The following is a 17993-nucleotide window of genomic DNA, read 5'->3' as shown; positions in this document are numbered from 1 at the left end:
CCGCGTGCAACCGTTTTTCCCGAATTGTGACGCAAGGAAGTTCCATGTCCAGCCAGATGCAGCGCATTGCCCTCGCCCGACGGCCTTCGGGCCGCCCGGTTTCCGAGGATTTCGCCCTCAAGGCCGATCCGATGCCCGCACCCGCCGAGGGCGAGGTCTTGATCGAGGTCACCCACCTGTCGCTTGATCCCTACATGCGCGGCCGCATGGATGACGTCAAAAGCTATGCGCCCTCGGTCCGGATCGACGGCACCATGACCGGTCAGGGCGTTGGCCGGGTTGTCGCGGCGCCCGGCACCAAATTCGCCCCCGGCGACAGGGTCACCGGAATGACCGGCTGGGCCAGCCACGCGGTTCTGCCTGCGGCTGAGGTGCGGCGGCTGGACGACGCCCTGCCCCCCTCCACCGCCCTTGGCGTGCTGGGGATGCCGGGCTTTACCGCATGGACGGGCCTGCGCGAATACGGTTGCCCCAAGGCGGGCGAAACACTTGTGGTCGCGGCGGCCACCGGGCCGGTGGGGTCACTGGTGGGGCAACTGGCCAAGGCCGCTGGCCTGCGGACTGTCGCCATCGCGGGCGGGGCCGAAAAATGCCGCCTTGCGGTCGAGACCTTCGGCTTTGACGCCGCCATCGACCACCGCGCCTTTGACGACGCCTCTGCCCTGCGCAAGGCGATTGCCACCGAGGCCCCTGACGGCATTGACATCTATTGGGAAAACGTCGGCGGCAAGGTGCTGGAGGCGGTGCTGCCGCTGATGAACACGCATGGCCGCATCCCGATCTGCGGCGCGATTTCGTGGTACGGCGGAACCGAGGACTGCGCCGACCGCCTGCCGGGAGTCTGGCGGTCGATCCTTGTCAAACGGCTGTCGGTCAATGGCTTTATCATCTTCGACCACTGGGCGAATTTTCCTGCGTTTTTGCAAGAGGTTGCACCCAAGGTTGCGGTCGGCGAACTGGTTTTTCTGGAGGATGTCGCCGAAGGCCTGGAAAACGCACCCGGCGCGTTCATGGCGATGCTGAAGGGCGGCAATACTGGCAAGCAGATCGTCAAAATCGCCGACTGACCGCGAGGCGCTCAGGCCCCGATCACCAACGGGGCCGTCAGCCTCTTTAGCGTCGAGATCACGCTGAGCGGCGTGATCCGGCCCGTCCTCGGGTTGTCGTCGGACGGGATGCCCTCGATTTTCAACGTCATGTTGGCGCTGTCAGAGACGACGGTGATGCTGTGCGTATTGCGGTCCACGTTTGGGTCGGCCCAGACCTCGACCTGCGTGCGGTCGGTGCCGATTCCGGCAAGGCCAAGCGCCACCGCGACGTTGGCATTTGCCGGAAAGCCCTTGATCGCCTCCTGCGCCGACCCGGCAAAACACCGAACCGGCTCGGTCAGGTGGTCAAGGTCCAGCCCCATCCGCGTGATCGCGGGCGCGCCTTTCAGGCTGACAGGCGGCTTGCGAGTCACAATCGTCACGCTGTCAATCCTGCCTTGCGCGGCGGCCTGCACCGCGTCCAGCCCCAGCAGCGCGCCGGACGGTACAAGAATCCGCCCCCCCGTTCGGGCGGCGATGTCCGTCAGATGCGGGTTTGCGAGCAAGCCGCCGACGCTGATCACCACCACGATCTTGCCCGCCTCCAGCGCCGGTCGGGCAACCCGATCCAATAGATGCGCCGGACAGCATTCAACCACCACGTCGGCGGTCAGGGAAAGCGCATCCAGCGGGCACACGTCGTAGCAGTTCAGAAAATGCTCCGCCATATGGGCCCTGGCCTTTGTGATGTCTTGCGCCGAGACTGCGACCAGTTGCAGCCCGTCGATGCCCCGGTCCAACGCCGATGCCACCGCCTTGCCGATCGCGCCAAAGCCGCCGACAGCCACCTTGAGAATGGGTTTGGTCATGTTGTCTTGCCTCACCCCCAATGACACGTCGCTCAAACGGCGGGGCCGTCGACCTCCGCCTCCAGCGCCAGCGGCGCTGGTGCGCCGCTCAGATCGTCCACCCGCAGGGGCCCCGACGGGCGCGCCAGCCGGTTGCGCACCACCCAGAACAGCCGCGACTGCGCCCGAGTGATCGCCACATAGGCCAGCCGCTTCCACAACGGCTGCCCGGCCTCGTTCCGACCGGTCCGAGCGGCGGCAAAAAGGTCCGGCGCAAAGACCTGCACCGCCTCCCACTGGCTGCCCTGCGCCTTGTGGATCGTCACCGCCGCCCCGTGCAGAAAGGTCGCCCCCATCCGCGCCGCATAAGGCAGGAAAGGTTCCTCCTCATCGGGCATCTCGATCTTTACAATAGAGGCGGCAGACACCTGCGGCTCTATTGCGCCAACCACATGAAGACGTGAGAAACCCGGTTTTTTACCGGGGCCAAGGTAGATCACCTGCGCGCCCTTGATCAGGCCGCGCGCCTCAAGATCCAGCCGTTTCTTGCGGTGCTTCAAAGGCAATTCCAGCCCGTCGCAAATCAGTGGCTCACCGGGCAACAGGCTATCGGCGGGAGCCTCGTGCACCCGGCGAAAGGCGTTGATCAACCGAATCCGCGTGGCATTGCGCCAGACCAGCACCGGCGAGCGGGCCATCAGATCAACCTCGACCCGATTGGCAAAAACCACCCGGTCGTCGCGCCACGCCGCGTCCTCGACCATGCGTTCAAAATCCTCGAATCCCAGCGCGGGATCGGCCAGCGCATGGGCCAGATCAAGGATCGGATTGTCCGCCGCCTGCCGGTGCACGCGGCTCAACTCGCGTTTCTGGCTGTCCTTCAGGCCGTCAAACACCATCTTTCCCGACTGGTTGACGGGGGCCAACTGCGCCGGATCGCCAAACAGGACAAGGTTGGGAAAGATTTCTTGCAGGTCTTCGAACTGCCGTCCGTCCAGCATCGAGGATTCGTCGACAAAACCGATGTCCAGTGGCTCTTCGCGCCGCTTCCAGCCGGTGATGAAATCGCTGCCCCGCAACCCCGCCGCCGCCAGTGCCGCCGGAACCGATTTGTGTTGGGCATAGACCGCCTGCGCCCGTTCCAGCGCGACATCGGTCAACCCCTCGATCTCTGGCCGCTCGTCCTCATTGCCCATGAGCCACTCGGCGATCTTTTCATATTCGGGATCGTAAACCGGCGTATAGATGATCCGGTGAATGGTGGTGGCCGGCACACCGCGCATCCGCAGAACGCTGGCCGCCTTGTTGGTCGGTGCCAGCACGGCCAAAGTGCGCTTTTCGCGCGCCCGCCTGCTTTCATAGTCGCCAGAGACTGTCTCGACCCCGACGGCCTCCAGCGCCTTGACCAGTTCGGCCAGCAACAGCGTCTTGCCGCTGCCCGCCTTGCCCATCAAGGCCATCACCCGCGCGCGCCCCTCCTGCGCCGGAAGACACAGCCCGTCGTCAAGGTCCACCCCGGCCTCGCGCAAAAGCTCTGTGACGCTGTCATAAGCAGCGGCTTGATCATCGGAAAAAACGAGGGAGGGTACGGTCATGGCGGCACATTACCCCGCGCGGCGGAGGGCCACCAGAACCCTTTGCGGCTTCTTCTTTGTCCAAATACCCAATTCCGCGACGGCTTCGGCCACCGCCCTAACGGGCCAACAGAAAACGCGCGCGGGCATCAACCCGCGCGCGTCTTGTAGAAACGATCTGACACGTCAGATTCTGCAAACGCTCAGGCGGCTTCCAGTTCCTTGGGAACCACGATGTCGCCGAAGGACAGGGCAAACCAGCGCTTGGACATCTCCGGAGTGATCCCCGCAGTTTTCGACACCTGCGCCTGCGCGGCGGGGGTAAACTCCCACAACCCCACGCTGATCTGTTCACGGCCTTCGCCCTGCTGGCCCAGCACTTCGGGAGATGAGCCAATGCGGCGATAGATGCGCACCATCCGCGCATCGAAGACGCCGACATAGTGCTCTACGCCGAATTCCTGCATGACCTCACCCCCGGCCAGCATCAGCGCCGCCGCCACACCGGGTGTGGCCCCACGCGCCAGACAGAACCGGGTGCATTCCCAGATCACCGGTGACTGGATGCGTACACCGTCAGTCAGGTGAACAAAATGATCGTTGACCATGGTGCGGCCCACGGTGGGCAGAAGGCGCATGGATCCGCCATGTGTGCCGTCGGTATTTTCCCAGATGACATAAAGCGGGTTTTCGGCATCGTATTCGTCGCGCTCATAGCCGTTCTCGTCAACGGAAACCTCCCAGCCAAGCCGTGTCTTGAACTGGTCGGCCCGGTCGCGGAACATGGCGTCGGCGAGCTTCGGGAATTTGTGCAGGTCGGTGCCGTAGATGTAGCGGATCATGTTGTTTCCCCTCGGAATGTGAATTCGATGAGGAGAGATTGCCGCCGGACTGGTTAACGAGATTCAACCTCAGCGCGCGCTCATGGAACGCACGCTTTACCAAAGGTCGTATTCAGACCACAATCACACCCCGGCTGAGAGCTCGGGCAACCGCGTGTGTGGTGTTCAGTGCGCCCAGTTTATGCCGGGCACTTTCGACGTAAACGCGCAAGGTATGCTCGGAAATCGAAAGGGTATCAGCGGCTTGCGCCCGGCTATAGCCGACAGCAAGGAGGGTCATGGCTTCGATCTCACGCGGGGACAAAGACTGTGCTGCCTCCGGTGTGCGTCCCGGTTCGAATTCCAGCGCCTTCTGGTTAAAGTAGTGCGCGATCAGGATCAGGTCGCGCCGGTTGGTTACTGTGAAATCCTCCCATTCCGTGTCGTTGCAGTTGTGCGTCAGCGAGAACAGGGCGAACTGGCCATTGGGCCCACGCAGGGGAATTGAAAACCCCTGATTGCCGATGCCATAGGCGATGGCGTCCTGCATAAGCGCCCTTGCCGCCTTGCTTGACCAATCCAGCCGTTTCCAGTCGACGGGGTGGAATCGCTGGTAGCACCCCACCACCACCGGATCGACGCGCAAATAGCCCTTTTCCAGATACCGGTTGACCCACTCCAGATCGTAGGTGCCGCATCCATATTGTTCGCCATTGCTGTTGACCCAGTGATAGACAATGTGGTCGACCCCGTAGCTGTCCCGCAATTCCTCGATCAGAATTTGCAGGTCTTCGAGTCCCTCAGCGGATTCGAGCCGCTCTATCAGTCCGTCCAGTCGTAGTGCGTTTCCCGACAAAAAGCCCAATGCCATTACCCTCGGCCTGGGACGCAATCTCTGCCTGCGCAACGAAGGATGCATCATCCAGCTGCGCGGCCAAAGACTGCATGCCATTGGCCCGAGCGAATGATTTCAGGTCAGTGAGAACGTCCAAAATCCAGTCATGTCCCATGATCAGCCTCGTGTATAGATGGTTAACGCTTCATTAAAACAACCATAGCACGCAGCCAAAGGTGCCGAAATTCACGTAATCTTCCTCCCCAGAAATAGCGAGGGGGTGTTCCGCCAAGTATCTGAAACGGCTGAAACCGGCCCTGAAACGCAAGACGCCCGCGATGCCGGAGGCGATTCGCGGGCGTCTGAAGGTCGATGGAAACGCGGCAAAGGTTACGGGCGTGCGGCCAGTGCATCCTCCAGCGTCCGCAGTCCGGTCTTGGGGGCCTGCACCAGCACCGACATGTTGCCGGGCTTGTGCTCGTTCCGGAGCATCTTCATATGCGCGTCCGGGATCTCGGCCCAGGGGAACACCTCGGACATGCAGGGATCAAGGCGGCGTTCGATCATCAGCCGGTTGGCAGAGGCTGCCTGCTTGAGATTGGCAAAGTGCGAGCCCTGTAGACGCTTTTGGTGCATCCACATGTAACGGACGTCGAAGGTGCAGTTGAACCCCGAGGTGCCGGCGCAGATCACAACGATACCGCCCTTTTTGACCACCAGGGTTGAGACCGGGAAAGTGGCTTCGCCGGGGTGTTCGAACACCATGTCGACGCTCACACCTTTGCCGGTGATGTCCCAGATCGCCTTGCCGAACTTGCGGGCCTCTTTCAGCCACGCATTGTATTCGGGCGAGTTGACGATCGGCAGTTGCCCCCAGCAGTTGAAGTCCTTGCGGTTGATCACGCCCTTGGCCCCCTGCGCCAAGACGAACTCACGCTTGCTTTCGTCCGAGATCACGCCGATCGCGTTTGCACCTGCCGTATTGGCCAGCTGGATCGCATAGGATCCCAGCCCGCCCGACGCGCCCCAGACCAGCACGTTCTGGCCGGGTTTGAGCTCATGCGGGTGGTGGCCGAACAGCATCCGGTAGGCGGTCGCCAGCGTCAGCGTGTAGCAGGCGCTTTCTTCCCACGTCAGATGCTTGGGGCGGGGCATAAGCTGCTGTGCCTGCACCTTGGTGAACTGCGAGAACGACCCATCGCCGGTCTCGTAGCCCCAGATCCGCTGGGTGGGGGAAAACATCGGATCGCCGCCGTTGCATTCCTCATCGGCGCCATCGTCCTGATTGCAGTGGATGACCACCTCGTCGCCGACCTTCCAGGTCTTGACCTTGTCGCCCACCTTCCAGACGATCCCCGAGGCATCGGACCCGGCGATGTGATAGTCCTGACCATGCACGTCAAAGGGCGAAATCGGCTGGCCAAGGCCCGCCCAGACACCGTTGTAGTTGACGCCTGCGGCCATCACCAGAACCAGCACCTCATGGCTGTCGATGTCCCAGACATCGACCACTTCCTGCTGAAAGCTCTGGTTGGGTTCGCCGTGGCGGTCGCGACGGATCGCCCACGCGTACATCTTTTTGGGAACGTAGCCCATCGGGGGCATTTCGCCGACTTCATAGAGATCTTTTTCCGGCGCATCGTATTGAGCGATGTTGGTATGCGTATCCAGAGCCATGTCGGTCTCCTGTAGGCCAGAGTTGAACGTTGAACCGGTTCTGCGGTGCAGAATCGCGGCGTCTGATCAACGGAATATTCGGGCTCACGCAATATTGCAACATCATTTGACCCTATTTTGTAATTTTATGACCGAGCAGACGCAGAATGCCCTACGCAAGCGCAGCATTTCACAGTGACCGTTCCAGGTTGGAAGGTCCGCCAGCGACATCTGAACGCGCAACGACGCGTAGATTCAGAAAAGGTGATCGATAGAGCGCGCGTAGTAGGCTGCCAGCGGCTTACCATCGGAGGTCAGCGCAAAGGTGCCCTCCCGTTCCTGTACGATGCCGCGTTCGATCAACGCGCGCAGACCAAAGTCGACGCTGTAGTCCCGATTGTTGCGGGCAAGATGGACATGTGCCTCAGGCAAGGCCGCGATCGCCGCGGAAAAAGCGCGTTCCAGTTCGGCGCGGCTTTGCGGGCCGCGCATAAGAAGATGTGCCACCAGCGGCACCGGCAAGACCGGGATGATGGCGGCGATCCGCGACATAAGTGCCTCTGCAAGCTCTTTGGCATCGTTGGCAAGCGCAGGGTGCTTACGCAGCGACACAGGCTCACCAAAGCTGACCGCCGCATAACCAAAGCGATGAAACCGTCCGGTCAGGCGCAACCAGACCTGTCGAAAAACCGATCTTATGACACGGGTAACAGAAGCATCGAACCGGCGCGGCCCCTGACGGTCAGCGGCAATCAGCACCTTGTCTTCCAGAACACGGTCGTAGTTCAGCCCTACCGGAACAAAGACGACATCGCGCGCAGTCAGGTCGAGATCGTCGAGGAGATAGGCAAGCAGGCCCAGTTTCGGCGGCGCAAGCGCACCGTCAAGGCTAAGCCCCCCTTCGGGAAAGATGGCCTGGGTCACACCGCCGCTGGTCGCCATCTGGACATAGCGCCGCAATACCTTGCGATAGAGCGCATCACGCGCGGTCCGGCGGATGAAATAGGCCCCCATCGACCGGATCAGACGCGACAGGGGCCAGACCCGCGCCCACTCTCCCACTGCATAGGACAGCGCCGACCGGTTGGCCGCCAGATGCGTGACCAAAACATAATCCATATTGGACCGGTGGTTCATGACAAAGACAACCGTCGCCGATGGATCTATGGCGGATAGTCCTTCGCTTTCATGGCGTCCCAGCCGCACGCGATACAACGTATTCGACAGCCAGCGCGCGCCCCGCAGGCCAAGGCCGAAATAGGCGAAGGCCGAGAACGACGGCACAATCTCCTTTGCGTAGCGGCGCGCCCGTTCAAAGGCGACGTCCTCTCGCAAACCGTTTTCGGCGGCGTGTTCGATGATCGCCTGAGTGACGTCCGGGTGATACAGCAACCGCTGCATCAGGTCATAGCGGCGCAACAGGCGGAAGGGTTCGATCGGGCGCTCCAACCGTTCATTCAACTGCGCAACAGCACGTTCCAACCGGCGACGCAGCACCCAGCGCACCGAGGGAAACAGGAAATGTGTCGCGAAACTGACCACCGCAAAGGCGAGGATCAGGGCAAAGAGCCAAAGCGGCAGGGAAACTTGTGACGTCATCGTGCCGACTCTTGCAGCGGCTTGCACGCCCGGCAAGGGGCAGCTGTCGTCGACCCGCGTTTTGTGCACATCGTGCGTTTTGACCTCGAATTGCGCGTTTCGTGCAAAGTTGACCGCTCCGCGCCACGGCTCAGTACCGCGCCGCGCCGCAGCAGATTGCGCTTATCCCGGAGTCGGCCCATGCTGCATCTGCTCGCGCTGCGACGCGGCGAATTGACAGCGACATAATATTTCGCTTATCCATTCCCGGACGCAACAAGATTGCCGAACCCGATTCATGCCGACGGAGGCCCCGATGACCGCAACCCAGACCCCTGAACGTGACCGGCAATCCAATGAGGCCGCGCGTCAAGCCGACAAACCTTGGCTCATCCGCACCTATGCAGGTCATTCCACGGCAAAGGCGTCAAACGAACTGTATCGTGGCAACCTTGCCAAGGGACAGACGGGCCTGTCTGTCGCCTTCGATCTGCCGACACAGACAGGATACGACAGCGATCACATTCTGGCACGTGGTGAAGTAGGCAAGGTCGGCGTGCCAGTCTGCCATCTGGGCGACATGCGGGCGCTGTTCGATGCGATCCCGCTGGAGCAGATGAACACCTCCATGACGATCAACGCGACGGCGCCTTGGCTGCTGTCCTTGTATATCGCCGTGGCAGAGGAACAGGGCGCGGATGTCAGCAAACTGCAAGGCACGGTGCAGAACGACCTGATCAAGGAGTACCTCAGCCGGGGTACATATATATGTCCGCCGAAACCCAGCCTGAAGCTGATCGGGGACGTGGCCGAATACTGCTATACCAATGTGCCCAAGTGGAACCCGATGAACGTGTGTTCCTACCACCTGCAAGAGGCGGGTGCGACGCCGGAGCAGGAACTGGCCTTTGCGCTGGCCACGGCCACGGCGGTTCTGGACGAGTTGAAGACACGGGTGCCCGCCGAGGATTTCCCGACACTGGTCGGGCGCATCTCATTCTTTGTGAACGCAGGCATCCGGTTTGTGACCGAGATGTGCAAGATGCGCGCCTTTGTCGATCTCTGGGATGAAATCTGCCGCGACCGCTATGGCGTCGAGGACCCCAAGTACCGTCGCTTTCGTTATGGCGTGCAGGTCAACAGCCTTGGCCTGACCGAGCAGCAGCCGGAAAACAACGTCTACCGCATCCTGATCGAAATGCTGGCGGTGACGCTGTCGAAAAAGGCCCGTGCCCGCGCCGTTCAATTGCCCGCCTGGAACGAGGCGCTGGGCCTGCCCCGCCCCTGGGATCAGCAATGGTCCATGCGGATGCAGCAGATCATGGCCTATGAAACCGATCTGCTGGAATTTGACGACCTGTTTGACGGCAATCCGGCGGTCGACGCCAAAGTCGAAGTTCTGAAAGAAGGTGCGCGCGCCGAGCTGGCCAATATCGACAGCATGGGCGGCGCGGTCGAGGCGATCGAATACATGAAGGGCCGACTGGTGGACAGCAACGCCGACCGGCTGAACCGCATTGAGCGGGGTGAGACCGTGGTTGTGGGCGTGAACAAGTTCACCCATGGCGAGCCCAGCCCGCTAATGGACGCGGACGGCGGTATCATGACCGTCGACCCGGCCATGGAACAGGACCAGATTGACCGGCTGACTGCCTGGAGGGATGAGCGCAATGATGGTGCGGTCCGTGCCGCGCTGGCCGACCTGCGCGCCGCCGCCGCCGAGGGGCGCAACGTGATGCCCGCCTCTATCGCCTGCGCCAAGGCGGGGGTGACCACCGGCGAATGGGCCGCACAGATGCGTGCCGTCTTTGGCGAGTATCGCGGGCCGACTGGCGTGTCCCGGTCGGTGTCGAACAAGACAGAGGGGCTGGAGGATCTGCGCGAAGCCGTCAATCTGGTCAGCGACAAGCTGGGCAAGCGCCTGCGCTTTCTGGTCGGCAAGCCGGGACTGGACGGGCATTCGAATGGCGCTGAGCAGATCGCATTTCGCGCGCGCGATTGCGGTATGGAAATCGACTATGAAGGTATCCGCCTGACACCGGAACAGATCGTCGAGGCCGCGCGCGAAGGCGCGCATGTTGTCGGGCTGTCGATCCTGTCGGGCAGCCATATTCCGCTGGTCGAGGATCTGATGCAGCGGATGCGCGCCGAAGGTCTGGCCCATGTGCCCGTGATTGTCGGTGGCATCATTCCGGACGAGGACGCCAAGCGACTGAAGGCAATGGGGGTCGCTCAGGTCTATACGCCCAAGGATTTCGAGCTGAACACAATCATGCGCGATATCGTGACTCTTGCCGATCCGGCCTCTGTCGCAGCGGAATAACTACACATAATACCCCATACGCCGACACAAATGGCCCCGCAATTCCAGCGGGGCCATTTCATTTTGGCGCTATTTAGCGTCAATTTTATAGACCCACTTGGCCGGTCGGCGGCCTCAGAAAACGCATTCCACTCTCTATACGTTTGGATAGAAACCATTCCCGCTTGCCAATGACACAAAATAGCAGTTGAACTGCATTCAAATCAGCTTGAAAAAGCAGCGTCCAAAAATAATGGAGAAGAAACATGGATATCGATCTGGAAAAACTCTCTCGCGAACAGCTTGTTCAATTGATTTCTGATGCGCAGAAGGCGCTCAAGACCGTCGAGACCCGCAAGCGGGCAGAGGCAAAACGGGCTGCGGAAAAGGCCGTAAAAGAGTTCGGCTTTTCGCTGGATGAAGTGTACTCGGCCAATGTCAAAGGCAGCAAGGGCGCTCCGAAATACGCCAATCCCTCTGATCCCAGCCAGACCTGGACAGGCCGCGGACGCAAGCCTAACTGGGTGATTGCGGCACTGGACGGGGGCAAGTCCCTCGACGATCTCGCGATCTGATATGACGATTCATATCGGGGCCGCCGCGGGCGCTATTGCCGAAACCGTGCTGATGCCCGGCGACCCGCGGCGGGCGAAATGGGCCGCGAACCAGTTTCTGGAAGATGCCGTCTGCGTGAACGAAACGCGTGGAATGCTGGGATATACCGGCACATGGAAAGGGCATCGGGTAACGATTCAAGGCTCTGGCATGGGAATGCCGAGCCTTTCGATCTATGCCAATGAATTGCTGCGCGATTACGGGGCAAAGACCTTGATCCGCATCGGCTCATGCGGGGCAATGCAGGACCATGTGGAACTGCGCGACATCGTGATTGCAATGACCGCCACGACCCTTTCCACACCGTCAAAGGGGTTATTCAGGGAATTGAATTTCGCCCCGTGCGCGGATTTCTGCCTGCTGGAAGCCGCTGTTGCCGCGGCGCGCGGCCATGGTGTCACGACCCATGTCGGCGGAATCTATTCGTCGGACGTTTTCTATGACGAACGACCGGATTTGAACGAACAGATGGTGCGGCACGGCGTTCTGGCGGTCGAAATGGAAGCCGCAGAGCTATATACCGTTGCCGCGCGTTTCGGCGCGCGGGCGCTTGCGGTGCTGACTGTATCGGATCATCTGAAAACCCATGCGGCGCTGCCGGCAGAGGACCGCGAGAGGTCATTCGGCGAAATGGTCGAGATCGCTCTGGAAGCGGCTTTTACCTAGCCGACAGGTGGCGGCGGGGGAAACCCCGCCCTACAGACCATGCGACCGGTCATAGCCGTTAACGGGCGGGCTGTGCCACCCTTCCAGCGCGCTGTCGTCGGGTGCAAGCACCTCAACCTTCAGCGGATGGCAGACTGCGGTGTCTGAACTGTGCTGCGCCGAACAATCCCCCCCCGGACAGGCGCTGAGCGCCCCCAGCAAGTCGATCTCGGCAAAAAAGGTGATCTGGTCGCCGGGCCGGACAGGGCTTGCCTTCATGAAATATTGGCCGGTGTCGCGGATGAACCCGGTGCACATGAAAACATTCAGCACGTCATGAACATGGGGTTCGGCTTCTTCCAAGGGCATACCACGCGCCTCGGCCAAGGCCCGGATCAGGTTGGAATGGCAACAATGGTGGTACTGCGTGCCCGCCAGCAGGTTGCCGGTGTAGGGGTCGCAGCGTGTGCCGATCACGTCATGGACCGATCCGCCGAACGCATCTATGCCGTACCAGTTCAGACTGTCCTCGACGATGGTCGCCATAGGCCGCAGCATCGGAAAGCTGGACCAGAGGCGCTCGCCAGTGGTGACATGTGTGCCGTGCAGGGCGCGTGTCTTGCCAGAATAAAACCGTTCTGACAGGTCGTGCGCGTTCCATAGGTTCAGGTCCCCCACCTGCGGGCCCTCGACCGAGGAGATGCGAAAGAAATGTCCCGCTGGCACCGTAAAGGAACAGGCGTCGCGAGGTTGCGCCAGAACCTCGGCGGTGGGTTTTGCCGTTGCCAGAGCCGCTCGGTAGAACGGCAGATCAGGTTTCGGCAGAGTCTCATTGGGATAGCAGATCACAGGAGCAACGGCGCGGCGCTCTTCGGCATCAGGGGGAGGTAGGGTCATGGCGCGTCTCCTTTTGCGCCGAGTGAACCCCCGGAGAATGCAGAACGCAAGAGGGCACAAACCGCGTTGCCTGCCCCGCTGTCAGGGGCGTCCCTGCGCGTCGGGCCGATGGCATTCCAGCGGCGGTTTTCCGATCACGCCCGACACCTGTGCACCGCACTGAATGCAGGTCCACGTACTTTGGCCGTCCCTTCGCCGTTCGCGCCACCGGCAAAGCCGCGTCGCTCGGTTGGAAAAGACCGCGATCAGAACAAAGGCGATGATAAGGCCGACGACAACAAACATGGCCCCACTTAACCGGCGCGACGGTGTAGGAAAAGCTGCCTGTATGCCATTTGGCCCGCGTTGCCCCCGGCCCTGTCGGGCGGCCAACACTCTCTGATATCGGCCTTTGAGAGGCGTGCTATGAAGAGGTCAATCCAGCTTTGCGCGCACCTGTCCAAGGTGCCCGGCCCGACAGACCGGGCACGACCCGATAGCCATCATGTCAGGCGGCCAGCGGCACATCCTCGTAGACCGCCGCGGTGCTTTCGGGGCGTTTTTCGGGGGTGTAATACGCCCAAGCCTGATTGAGGGCTTCAAGGGCAGCTTGGGCTTTGGTTGTCTGCTTCTCGGTCATCGGGTTGCCTTTCTCACTACGGCGCCCCTCCCTGACGGGATACTTAGTCCTGCGCCGCAGGGGTGACACCCGCCAAAGCCGCAAACACGGGTTGCAGGCTGTGCAAGGGAAGCTGCGTCACCCAAACGAATGCGCCCCGACCGCGCAATGGCGGTCGGGGCGTATGCCCGAATGAAAAGCCGATCAGACCGTGCGGTCGACCATCATTTTCTTGATCTCGGCAATCGCCAGCGCCGGGTTCAGACCCTTGGGGCAGGTCTTGGCGCAGTTCATGATGGTATGGCAGCGGTACAGCTTGAAAGGATCTTCAAGTTCGTCGAGGCGTTCGCCGGTGGCCTCATCGCGGCTGTCGATGATCCAGCGATAGGCGTGCAGCAGGGCGGCCGGTCCAAGGTAGCGGTCGCCGTTCCACCAGTACGACGGGCAGGAGGTCGAGCAGGACGCACACATCACGCATTCATACAGGCCGTCCAGTTTCTTGCGGTCCTCGATGGATTGCTTCCACTCTTTCGCCGGGCGGTTGGTCTTGGTTTCCAGCCACGGCATGATGCTGGCGTGCTGGGCGTAGAAATGCGTCAGGTCCGGGATCAGGTCCTTGACCACCGGCATATGCGGCAGCGGATAGATTTTTACATCGCCGTCGATTTCATCGAGCCCGTAGATGCAGGCCAGCGTGTTGATGCCGTCGATGTTCATCGCACACGATCCACAGATGCCTTCGCGGCACGACCGGCGGAAGGTCAGCGTCGGGTCGACCTCGTTCTTGATCTTGATCAGCGCGTCCAGAACCATCGGGCCGCAGGCGTCCATGTCGAGGAAATAGGTGTCGACCTGCGGGTTCTTTCCGTCGTCCGGGTTCCAGCGATAGATGCTGAACTTGCGGATGTTCTTGGCGTCCTTCGGCTTGGGCCAGGTCTTGCCGGTCTTGATCTTTGAATTCTTGGGGAGCGTGAATTGTACCATTTCTCTCTCCTTAGCGAAGCAAGGCTGGCAGGCCGTTCACGGCCAGACAGCGGAGGGTTTCGGGTTTGGACGCGATGTCCATGGCAATCTGAAACGTGCTTTGGGTCGGCCCCAGAACCGAGTCGGCGGCCAGCGCACGGATCTGCTGCGCATTGGCGTTGTCGATCAGGCAATCCAGCGTCGGTTGCAGCGGCACGCCGGGAAACTGTTCGGACACCACCGGGGTCAGCGCGCTGCGGGCCGCATTCCGGGCGATCTGATCCTGCGCCTGCGGCGAGCAGGCGGCAAGGACCGCAAGGGCCACAGCGATAAGGCCATGACGGGTCAATCGAAACAATAGAGCGTGCCTCGATACAGGCGCGGAGCGCCGGGATAACAGCCGACCGGGGCTGCGGGCGCCACCACAACAGGTTTGCGGTAACGTGTTTGGGGAACAGCTGTGGCCTGTCGGTTGCGACACTCGCGAAGGGCCTGCTGGTATCGGTCAGCATAGCCCCATTTTGACCCTGTATAGGCGTATTCATGCGCCCATGCCTCACAGTTGCGGGAGGTCTGGCCATAGCCATCCGCGATCGCGGGGGCCGCCGCCATGCCCAACACCGTGGCGAAAGAGGCCAGTCGCAGCCTTACGCGCCTGCCTCGGACTGAAGCGGTTCGCGGACCATGTTCCTTGACGGTATCACACATCTCGTTCCCCCTTGCTCACGCGCATCACGGCGCACTGGCGGTTCGCCTCAACCAAGATCGGCACGAGGCTTGCGGACTTGCACTCTGGCGCGCGGTGGCGGGTCAACGGGCCACGCCCGCCAATCTGCCCCGCCCCGGAACCCATTTCGGTTCCGGGGGGTCTGACTTGGCCGGTGATAAGCCTGCGCGCCATAGAGCCGCCTCCGCCGACCTCAGAAAGTCCGCGCCTTGGGTGCGATCCTCTGAAGCGAAATACCGCCCTGTTCCTCAGTCGAGAGCGGATCGACCACAACGGGGCGATGGCTGAGGGCAACGCTGTTGCCTTCGACCCGTGCAATTGTGTGCACACGCCAGTTTTCATCGTCTCGGGTCGAGAAATCCTCATGCGCATGGGCACCACGGCTTTCCTTGCGCGCCTCTGCGCCGACGATGGTGGCCAGCGCGTTGGGCATCAGGTTGGTCAGCTCCAGCGTCTCCATCAGGTCCGAGTTCCAGACCAGACTGCGATCCGTGACCTTGAGGTCATCCATCTTGCCCGCGATGGCGGTCATCGCCTCGACGCCCTCTGCCATGGTCTTGGCGGTGCGGAAGACGGCGGCGTCGCGCTGCATGGTCTTCTGCATTTCCAGCCGCAGTTCGGCGGTGGTCGTGCCGCCGCTCGCGTTGCGGATGCCGTCAAAGCGGTCAAAGGCCTTTTCGATCTGGTCCTTGGGCGCGGCGGGAACGGCAGTTTCGGGGTCGACGACCTTACCGGCGCGGATCGCGGCGGCGCGGCCAAAGACCACGAGGTCAATCAGCGAGTTTGAGCCAAGCCGATTGGCCCCGTGGACAGATGCGCAGCCCGCCTCACCCACGGCCATCAGGCCGGGCACAACGGAATTGGGATCGCCCTCGGTCGGGTTCAGCACCTCACCCCAGTAGTTCGTCGGGATGCCGCCCATATTGTAGTGGACCGTGGGCAAAACCGGGATCGGTTCCTTGGTCACGTCGACACCGGCAAAGATCTTAGCGCTCTCCGAAATGCCGGGCAGGCGTTCGGCCAGTGCCTCTGCGGGCAGGTGCGACAGGTTCAGGTGGATGTGATCGCCTTCGGCACCCACACCGCGACCTTCGCGGATTTCCATGGTCATGGAGCGTGAGACATAGTCGCGCGGTGCAAGGTCTTTGTAGGTGGGGGCGTAGCGTTCCATGAAACGCTCACCTTCGGAGTTGGTGAGGTAGCCGCCCTCGCCCCGCGCGCCCTCGGTGATCAGGCAGCCCGAGCCGTAGATGCCGGTCGGGTGGAACTGCACGAACTCCATGTCCTGAAGCGGCAGGCCCGCCCGCGCCACCATACCGCCGCCGTCGCCGGTGCAGGTGTGCGCGGAGGTGGCCGAGAAATAGGCGCGGCCGTAGCCGCCGGTGGCCAGCACGACCATCTTGGCGTTGAAGACGTGGAAGGTGCCGTCGTCCAGCTTCCAGCAGAGGACGCCTTTGCACTCGCCATTTTCCATCAGCAGGTCGATGGCGAAATACTCGATGTAGAATTCGGCGTTGTTCTTCAGCGACTGGCCATAGAGCGTGTGCAGGATGGCGTGGCCGGTCCGGTCGGCGGCGGCGCAGGTGCGCTGCACCGGGGGGCCTTCGCCGAACTCGGTGGTGTGGCCGCCGAAGGGTCGCTGGTAGATCTTGCCCTCTTCGGTGCGCGAGAAGGGCACGCCGTAATGCTCAAGCTCATAGACCGCCTTGGGTGCCTCACGCGCGAGGTATTCCATGGCGTCGGTGTCACCCAGCCAGTCCGACCCTTTGACCGTGTCGTACATGTGCCACTGCCAGTGGTCCGGTCCCATGTTCGACAGTGAGGCGGCGATGCCGCCCTGTGCGGCAACCGTGTGCGAGCGGGTCGGGAAAACCTTGGTCACGCAGGCGGTGCGCAGACCCTGTTCGGCCATGCCGAGCGTGGCGCGCAGCCCTGCGCCCCCGGCCCCGACGACCACGACGTCATAATCATGCGTCTCGTATTCGTATGCTGCCATTGGTGTATACCTGTCGATCTGTAGCGGGAGGCGATTTTTCGGCGAAAAATCGTCACTGGCGGATGGGTCTTGTGCAGCGCCTCAGAGGGCGATGCGGGCGATGGCGAAGAGGCCGACGGCGGCGGCACCGTAGCTGAGGCAGGTCATGAGGAGGATCAGGATCTTTTCCATCGCACCATGCACGTAGTCCTCGATCAGGACCTGAACACCCATGTTGAAGTGGTGAAAGCCGACGAGGAGGGTCAGCCCCGCAACGATCGCCGGGAACGGTCGGCTGTAATAGGCCAGCACCTCTTCATAGGTGCCGCCCAGCGCGCCGCCAAAGGTGAAAATGAAAAAAGGCACAAGGAACAGCAGCGCGACAGAGCTTTTCTTCATCGCCCAGTGATGTTCGGTGCCGGATTTGGCTGCGCCCCAGCCCACTGCGCGCTTGCGATCGGTCAGAAATGCCATGGTCGGGCCTCCTCAGACAACGATGATGGTAAAGAGGGTCAGGAGGACAGAGCCAATGATCACGCCCCAGCCCAGCATTTCGGCAGTGTCGACCTCCAGCATCTTGGCCTCGTCCCAGATCAGGTGACGCACCCCGGCAAGCAGATGATACCAGATCGCCCAGACAGAGCCGAGCAGCACCAGATCGCCAAACCACGACCGCAGCACCGCGTCGGCGGTGGCGAAATACTCGGGCGAAGTGGCTGCGGCAAGAAACCACCAGACGATCATCAGCGCGGCCAACAACAGCGCGTTGCCGGTGATCCGGGTCAGGATGGAAGTGATCGTGGTAAGCTGCGGGCGGTAGACCTGCAGATGCGGAGAGAGCGGGCGATTGCCCCGGTTCACGTCGGCCATGGATGATGTCCTTTCGGGTCCGTTGCTTCATGTTCTACTTCTTTCGCGCGGCGTGTCACGG

At 61.7% G+C, this 17993-nt stretch carries 17 protein-coding genes; 4 read left to right on the top strand and 13 right to left on the bottom strand.

All coding sequences use genetic code 11. From position 1 onward, the window contains the following. Positions 1–44 precede the first annotated feature (44 nt). Positions 45–1067, top strand: coding sequence for an NADP-dependent oxidoreductase (locus tag ACN0S5_RS04840; protein ID WP_417206475.1), 1023 nt, complete (start codon positions 45–47; stop codon positions 1065–1067). An 11-nt stretch (positions 1068–1078) separates the two neighbouring features. Here ACN0S5_RS04840 and ACN0S5_RS04835 read toward each other — a convergent pair whose 3' ends face one another. The 6 genes from ACN0S5_RS04835 to ACN0S5_RS04810 all read right to left on the bottom strand — a co-directional run bounded on the left by ACN0S5_RS04835 (position 1079) and on the right by ACN0S5_RS04810 (position 8361). After that, positions 1079–1897, bottom strand: a complete 819-nt coding sequence (locus ACN0S5_RS04835; RefSeq protein ID WP_417206473.1) for an aspartate dehydrogenase — start codon at positions 1895–1897, stop codon at positions 1079–1081. 32 nt (positions 1898–1929) lie between these two features. Continuing rightward, positions 1930–3471, bottom strand: a complete 1542-nt coding sequence (locus tag ACN0S5_RS04830) for an ATP-dependent DNA helicase (RefSeq protein WP_417206471.1) — start codon at positions 3469–3471, stop codon at positions 1930–1932. A 182-nt stretch (positions 3472–3653) separates the two neighbouring features. Continuing rightward, positions 3654–4292, bottom strand: a complete 639-nt coding sequence (locus ACN0S5_RS04825) for an acyl-homoserine-lactone synthase (protein WP_417206469.1) — start codon at positions 4290–4292, stop codon at positions 3654–3656. A gap of 112 nt (positions 4293–4404) precedes the next feature. Continuing rightward, the gene (locus tag ACN0S5_RS04820; protein WP_417206467.1) at positions 4405–5142 is read right to left on the bottom strand and encodes a helix-turn-helix transcriptional regulator; all 738 of its coding nucleotides are present in this window, start codon (positions 5140–5142) and stop codon (positions 4405–4407) included. A gap of 354 nt (positions 5143–5496) precedes the next feature. Continuing rightward, positions 5497–6783 carry a crotonyl-CoA carboxylase/reductase gene (gene ccrA, locus ACN0S5_RS04815; RefSeq protein WP_417206465.1) on the bottom strand — a complete coding sequence of 429 codons (1287 nt, stop codon included), beginning with the start codon at positions 6781–6783 and terminating at the stop codon, positions 5497–5499. Positions 6784–7017: 234 nt separating this feature from the next. Continuing rightward, complete coding sequence (locus ACN0S5_RS04810; protein ID WP_417206463.1) at positions 7018–8361, bottom strand: 1-acyl-sn-glycerol-3-phosphate acyltransferase; 1344 nt, start codon at positions 8359–8361, stop codon at positions 7018–7020. Positions 8362–8656: 295 nt separating this feature from the next. On the opposite strand from ACN0S5_RS04810, the gene ACN0S5_RS04805 reads away from it, so the two are divergent. From ACN0S5_RS04805 to deoD, 3 genes are all read left to right on the top strand, one after another. Continuing rightward, positions 8657–10663 (top strand): methylmalonyl-CoA mutase family protein, encoded by a 2007-nt coding sequence (locus ACN0S5_RS04805; RefSeq protein WP_417206461.1) that lies wholly within the window; start codon positions 8657–8659, stop codon positions 10661–10663. 245 nt (positions 10664–10908) lie between these two features. Continuing rightward, complete coding sequence (locus ACN0S5_RS04800; protein WP_417206459.1) at positions 10909–11217, top strand: H-NS family nucleoid-associated regulatory protein; 309 nt, start codon at positions 10909–10911, stop codon at positions 11215–11217. 1 nt (position 11218) lies between these two features. Further along, the gene (gene deoD / locus ACN0S5_RS04795; RefSeq protein ID WP_417206457.1) at positions 11219–11923 is read left to right on the top strand and encodes a purine-nucleoside phosphorylase; all 705 of its coding nucleotides are present in this window, start codon (positions 11219–11221) and stop codon (positions 11921–11923) included. Positions 11924–11953: 30 nt separating this feature from the next. Here the strand turns inward: deoD and ACN0S5_RS04790 are convergent, their stop codons facing one another. From ACN0S5_RS04790 to sdhC, 7 genes are all read right to left on the bottom strand, one after another. Continuing rightward, entirely contained in the window at positions 11954–12799 is an 846-nt protein-coding gene (locus ACN0S5_RS04790; protein WP_417206455.1) for an urea carboxylase-associated family protein, read from the bottom strand. Between the two features lie 487 nt (positions 12800–13286). Further along, positions 13287–13418: a hypothetical protein gene (locus ACN0S5_RS04785; protein ID WP_417206453.1), complete on the bottom strand. Its 132-nt coding sequence runs from the start codon at positions 13416–13418 to the stop codon at positions 13287–13289. Between the two features lie 183 nt (positions 13419–13601). Beyond that, positions 13602–14381: a succinate dehydrogenase iron-sulfur subunit gene (locus ACN0S5_RS04780; RefSeq protein WP_417206451.1), complete on the bottom strand. Its 780-nt coding sequence runs from the start codon at positions 14379–14381 to the stop codon at positions 13602–13604. A 10-nt stretch (positions 14382–14391) separates the two neighbouring features. After that, on the bottom strand, positions 14392–14718 hold the full coding sequence (locus tag ACN0S5_RS04775; RefSeq protein WP_417206449.1) for a hypothetical protein: 327 nt from the start codon (positions 14716–14718) through the stop codon (positions 14392–14394). Positions 14719–15280: 562 nt separating this feature from the next. Beyond that, the gene (sdhA, locus tag ACN0S5_RS04770) at positions 15281–17083 is read right to left on the bottom strand and encodes a succinate dehydrogenase flavoprotein subunit (protein WP_417206447.1); all 1803 of its coding nucleotides are present in this window, start codon (positions 17081–17083) and stop codon (positions 15281–15283) included. Between the two features lie 81 nt (positions 17084–17164). Continuing rightward, on the bottom strand, positions 17165–17536 hold the full coding sequence (gene sdhD / locus ACN0S5_RS04765; protein ID WP_417206445.1) for a succinate dehydrogenase, hydrophobic membrane anchor protein: 372 nt from the start codon (positions 17534–17536) through the stop codon (positions 17165–17167). Between the two features lie 12 nt (positions 17537–17548). After that, a complete protein-coding gene (gene sdhC / locus ACN0S5_RS04760; RefSeq protein ID WP_417206443.1) occupies positions 17549–17932 on the bottom strand; it encodes a succinate dehydrogenase, cytochrome b556 subunit in 384 nt (127 codons plus the stop codon). Positions 17933–17993: the final 61 nt, after the last annotated feature.

Source organism: Antarctobacter sp. (assembly GCF_048262615.1).
In the GTDB taxonomy this organism is placed as follows: domain Bacteria; phylum Pseudomonadota; class Alphaproteobacteria; order Rhodobacterales; family Rhodobacteraceae; genus Antarctobacter.
The sequence above is the reverse complement of the archived record's forward strand: the minus strand, read 5'-3'. Positions and strand labels throughout refer to the sequence as shown.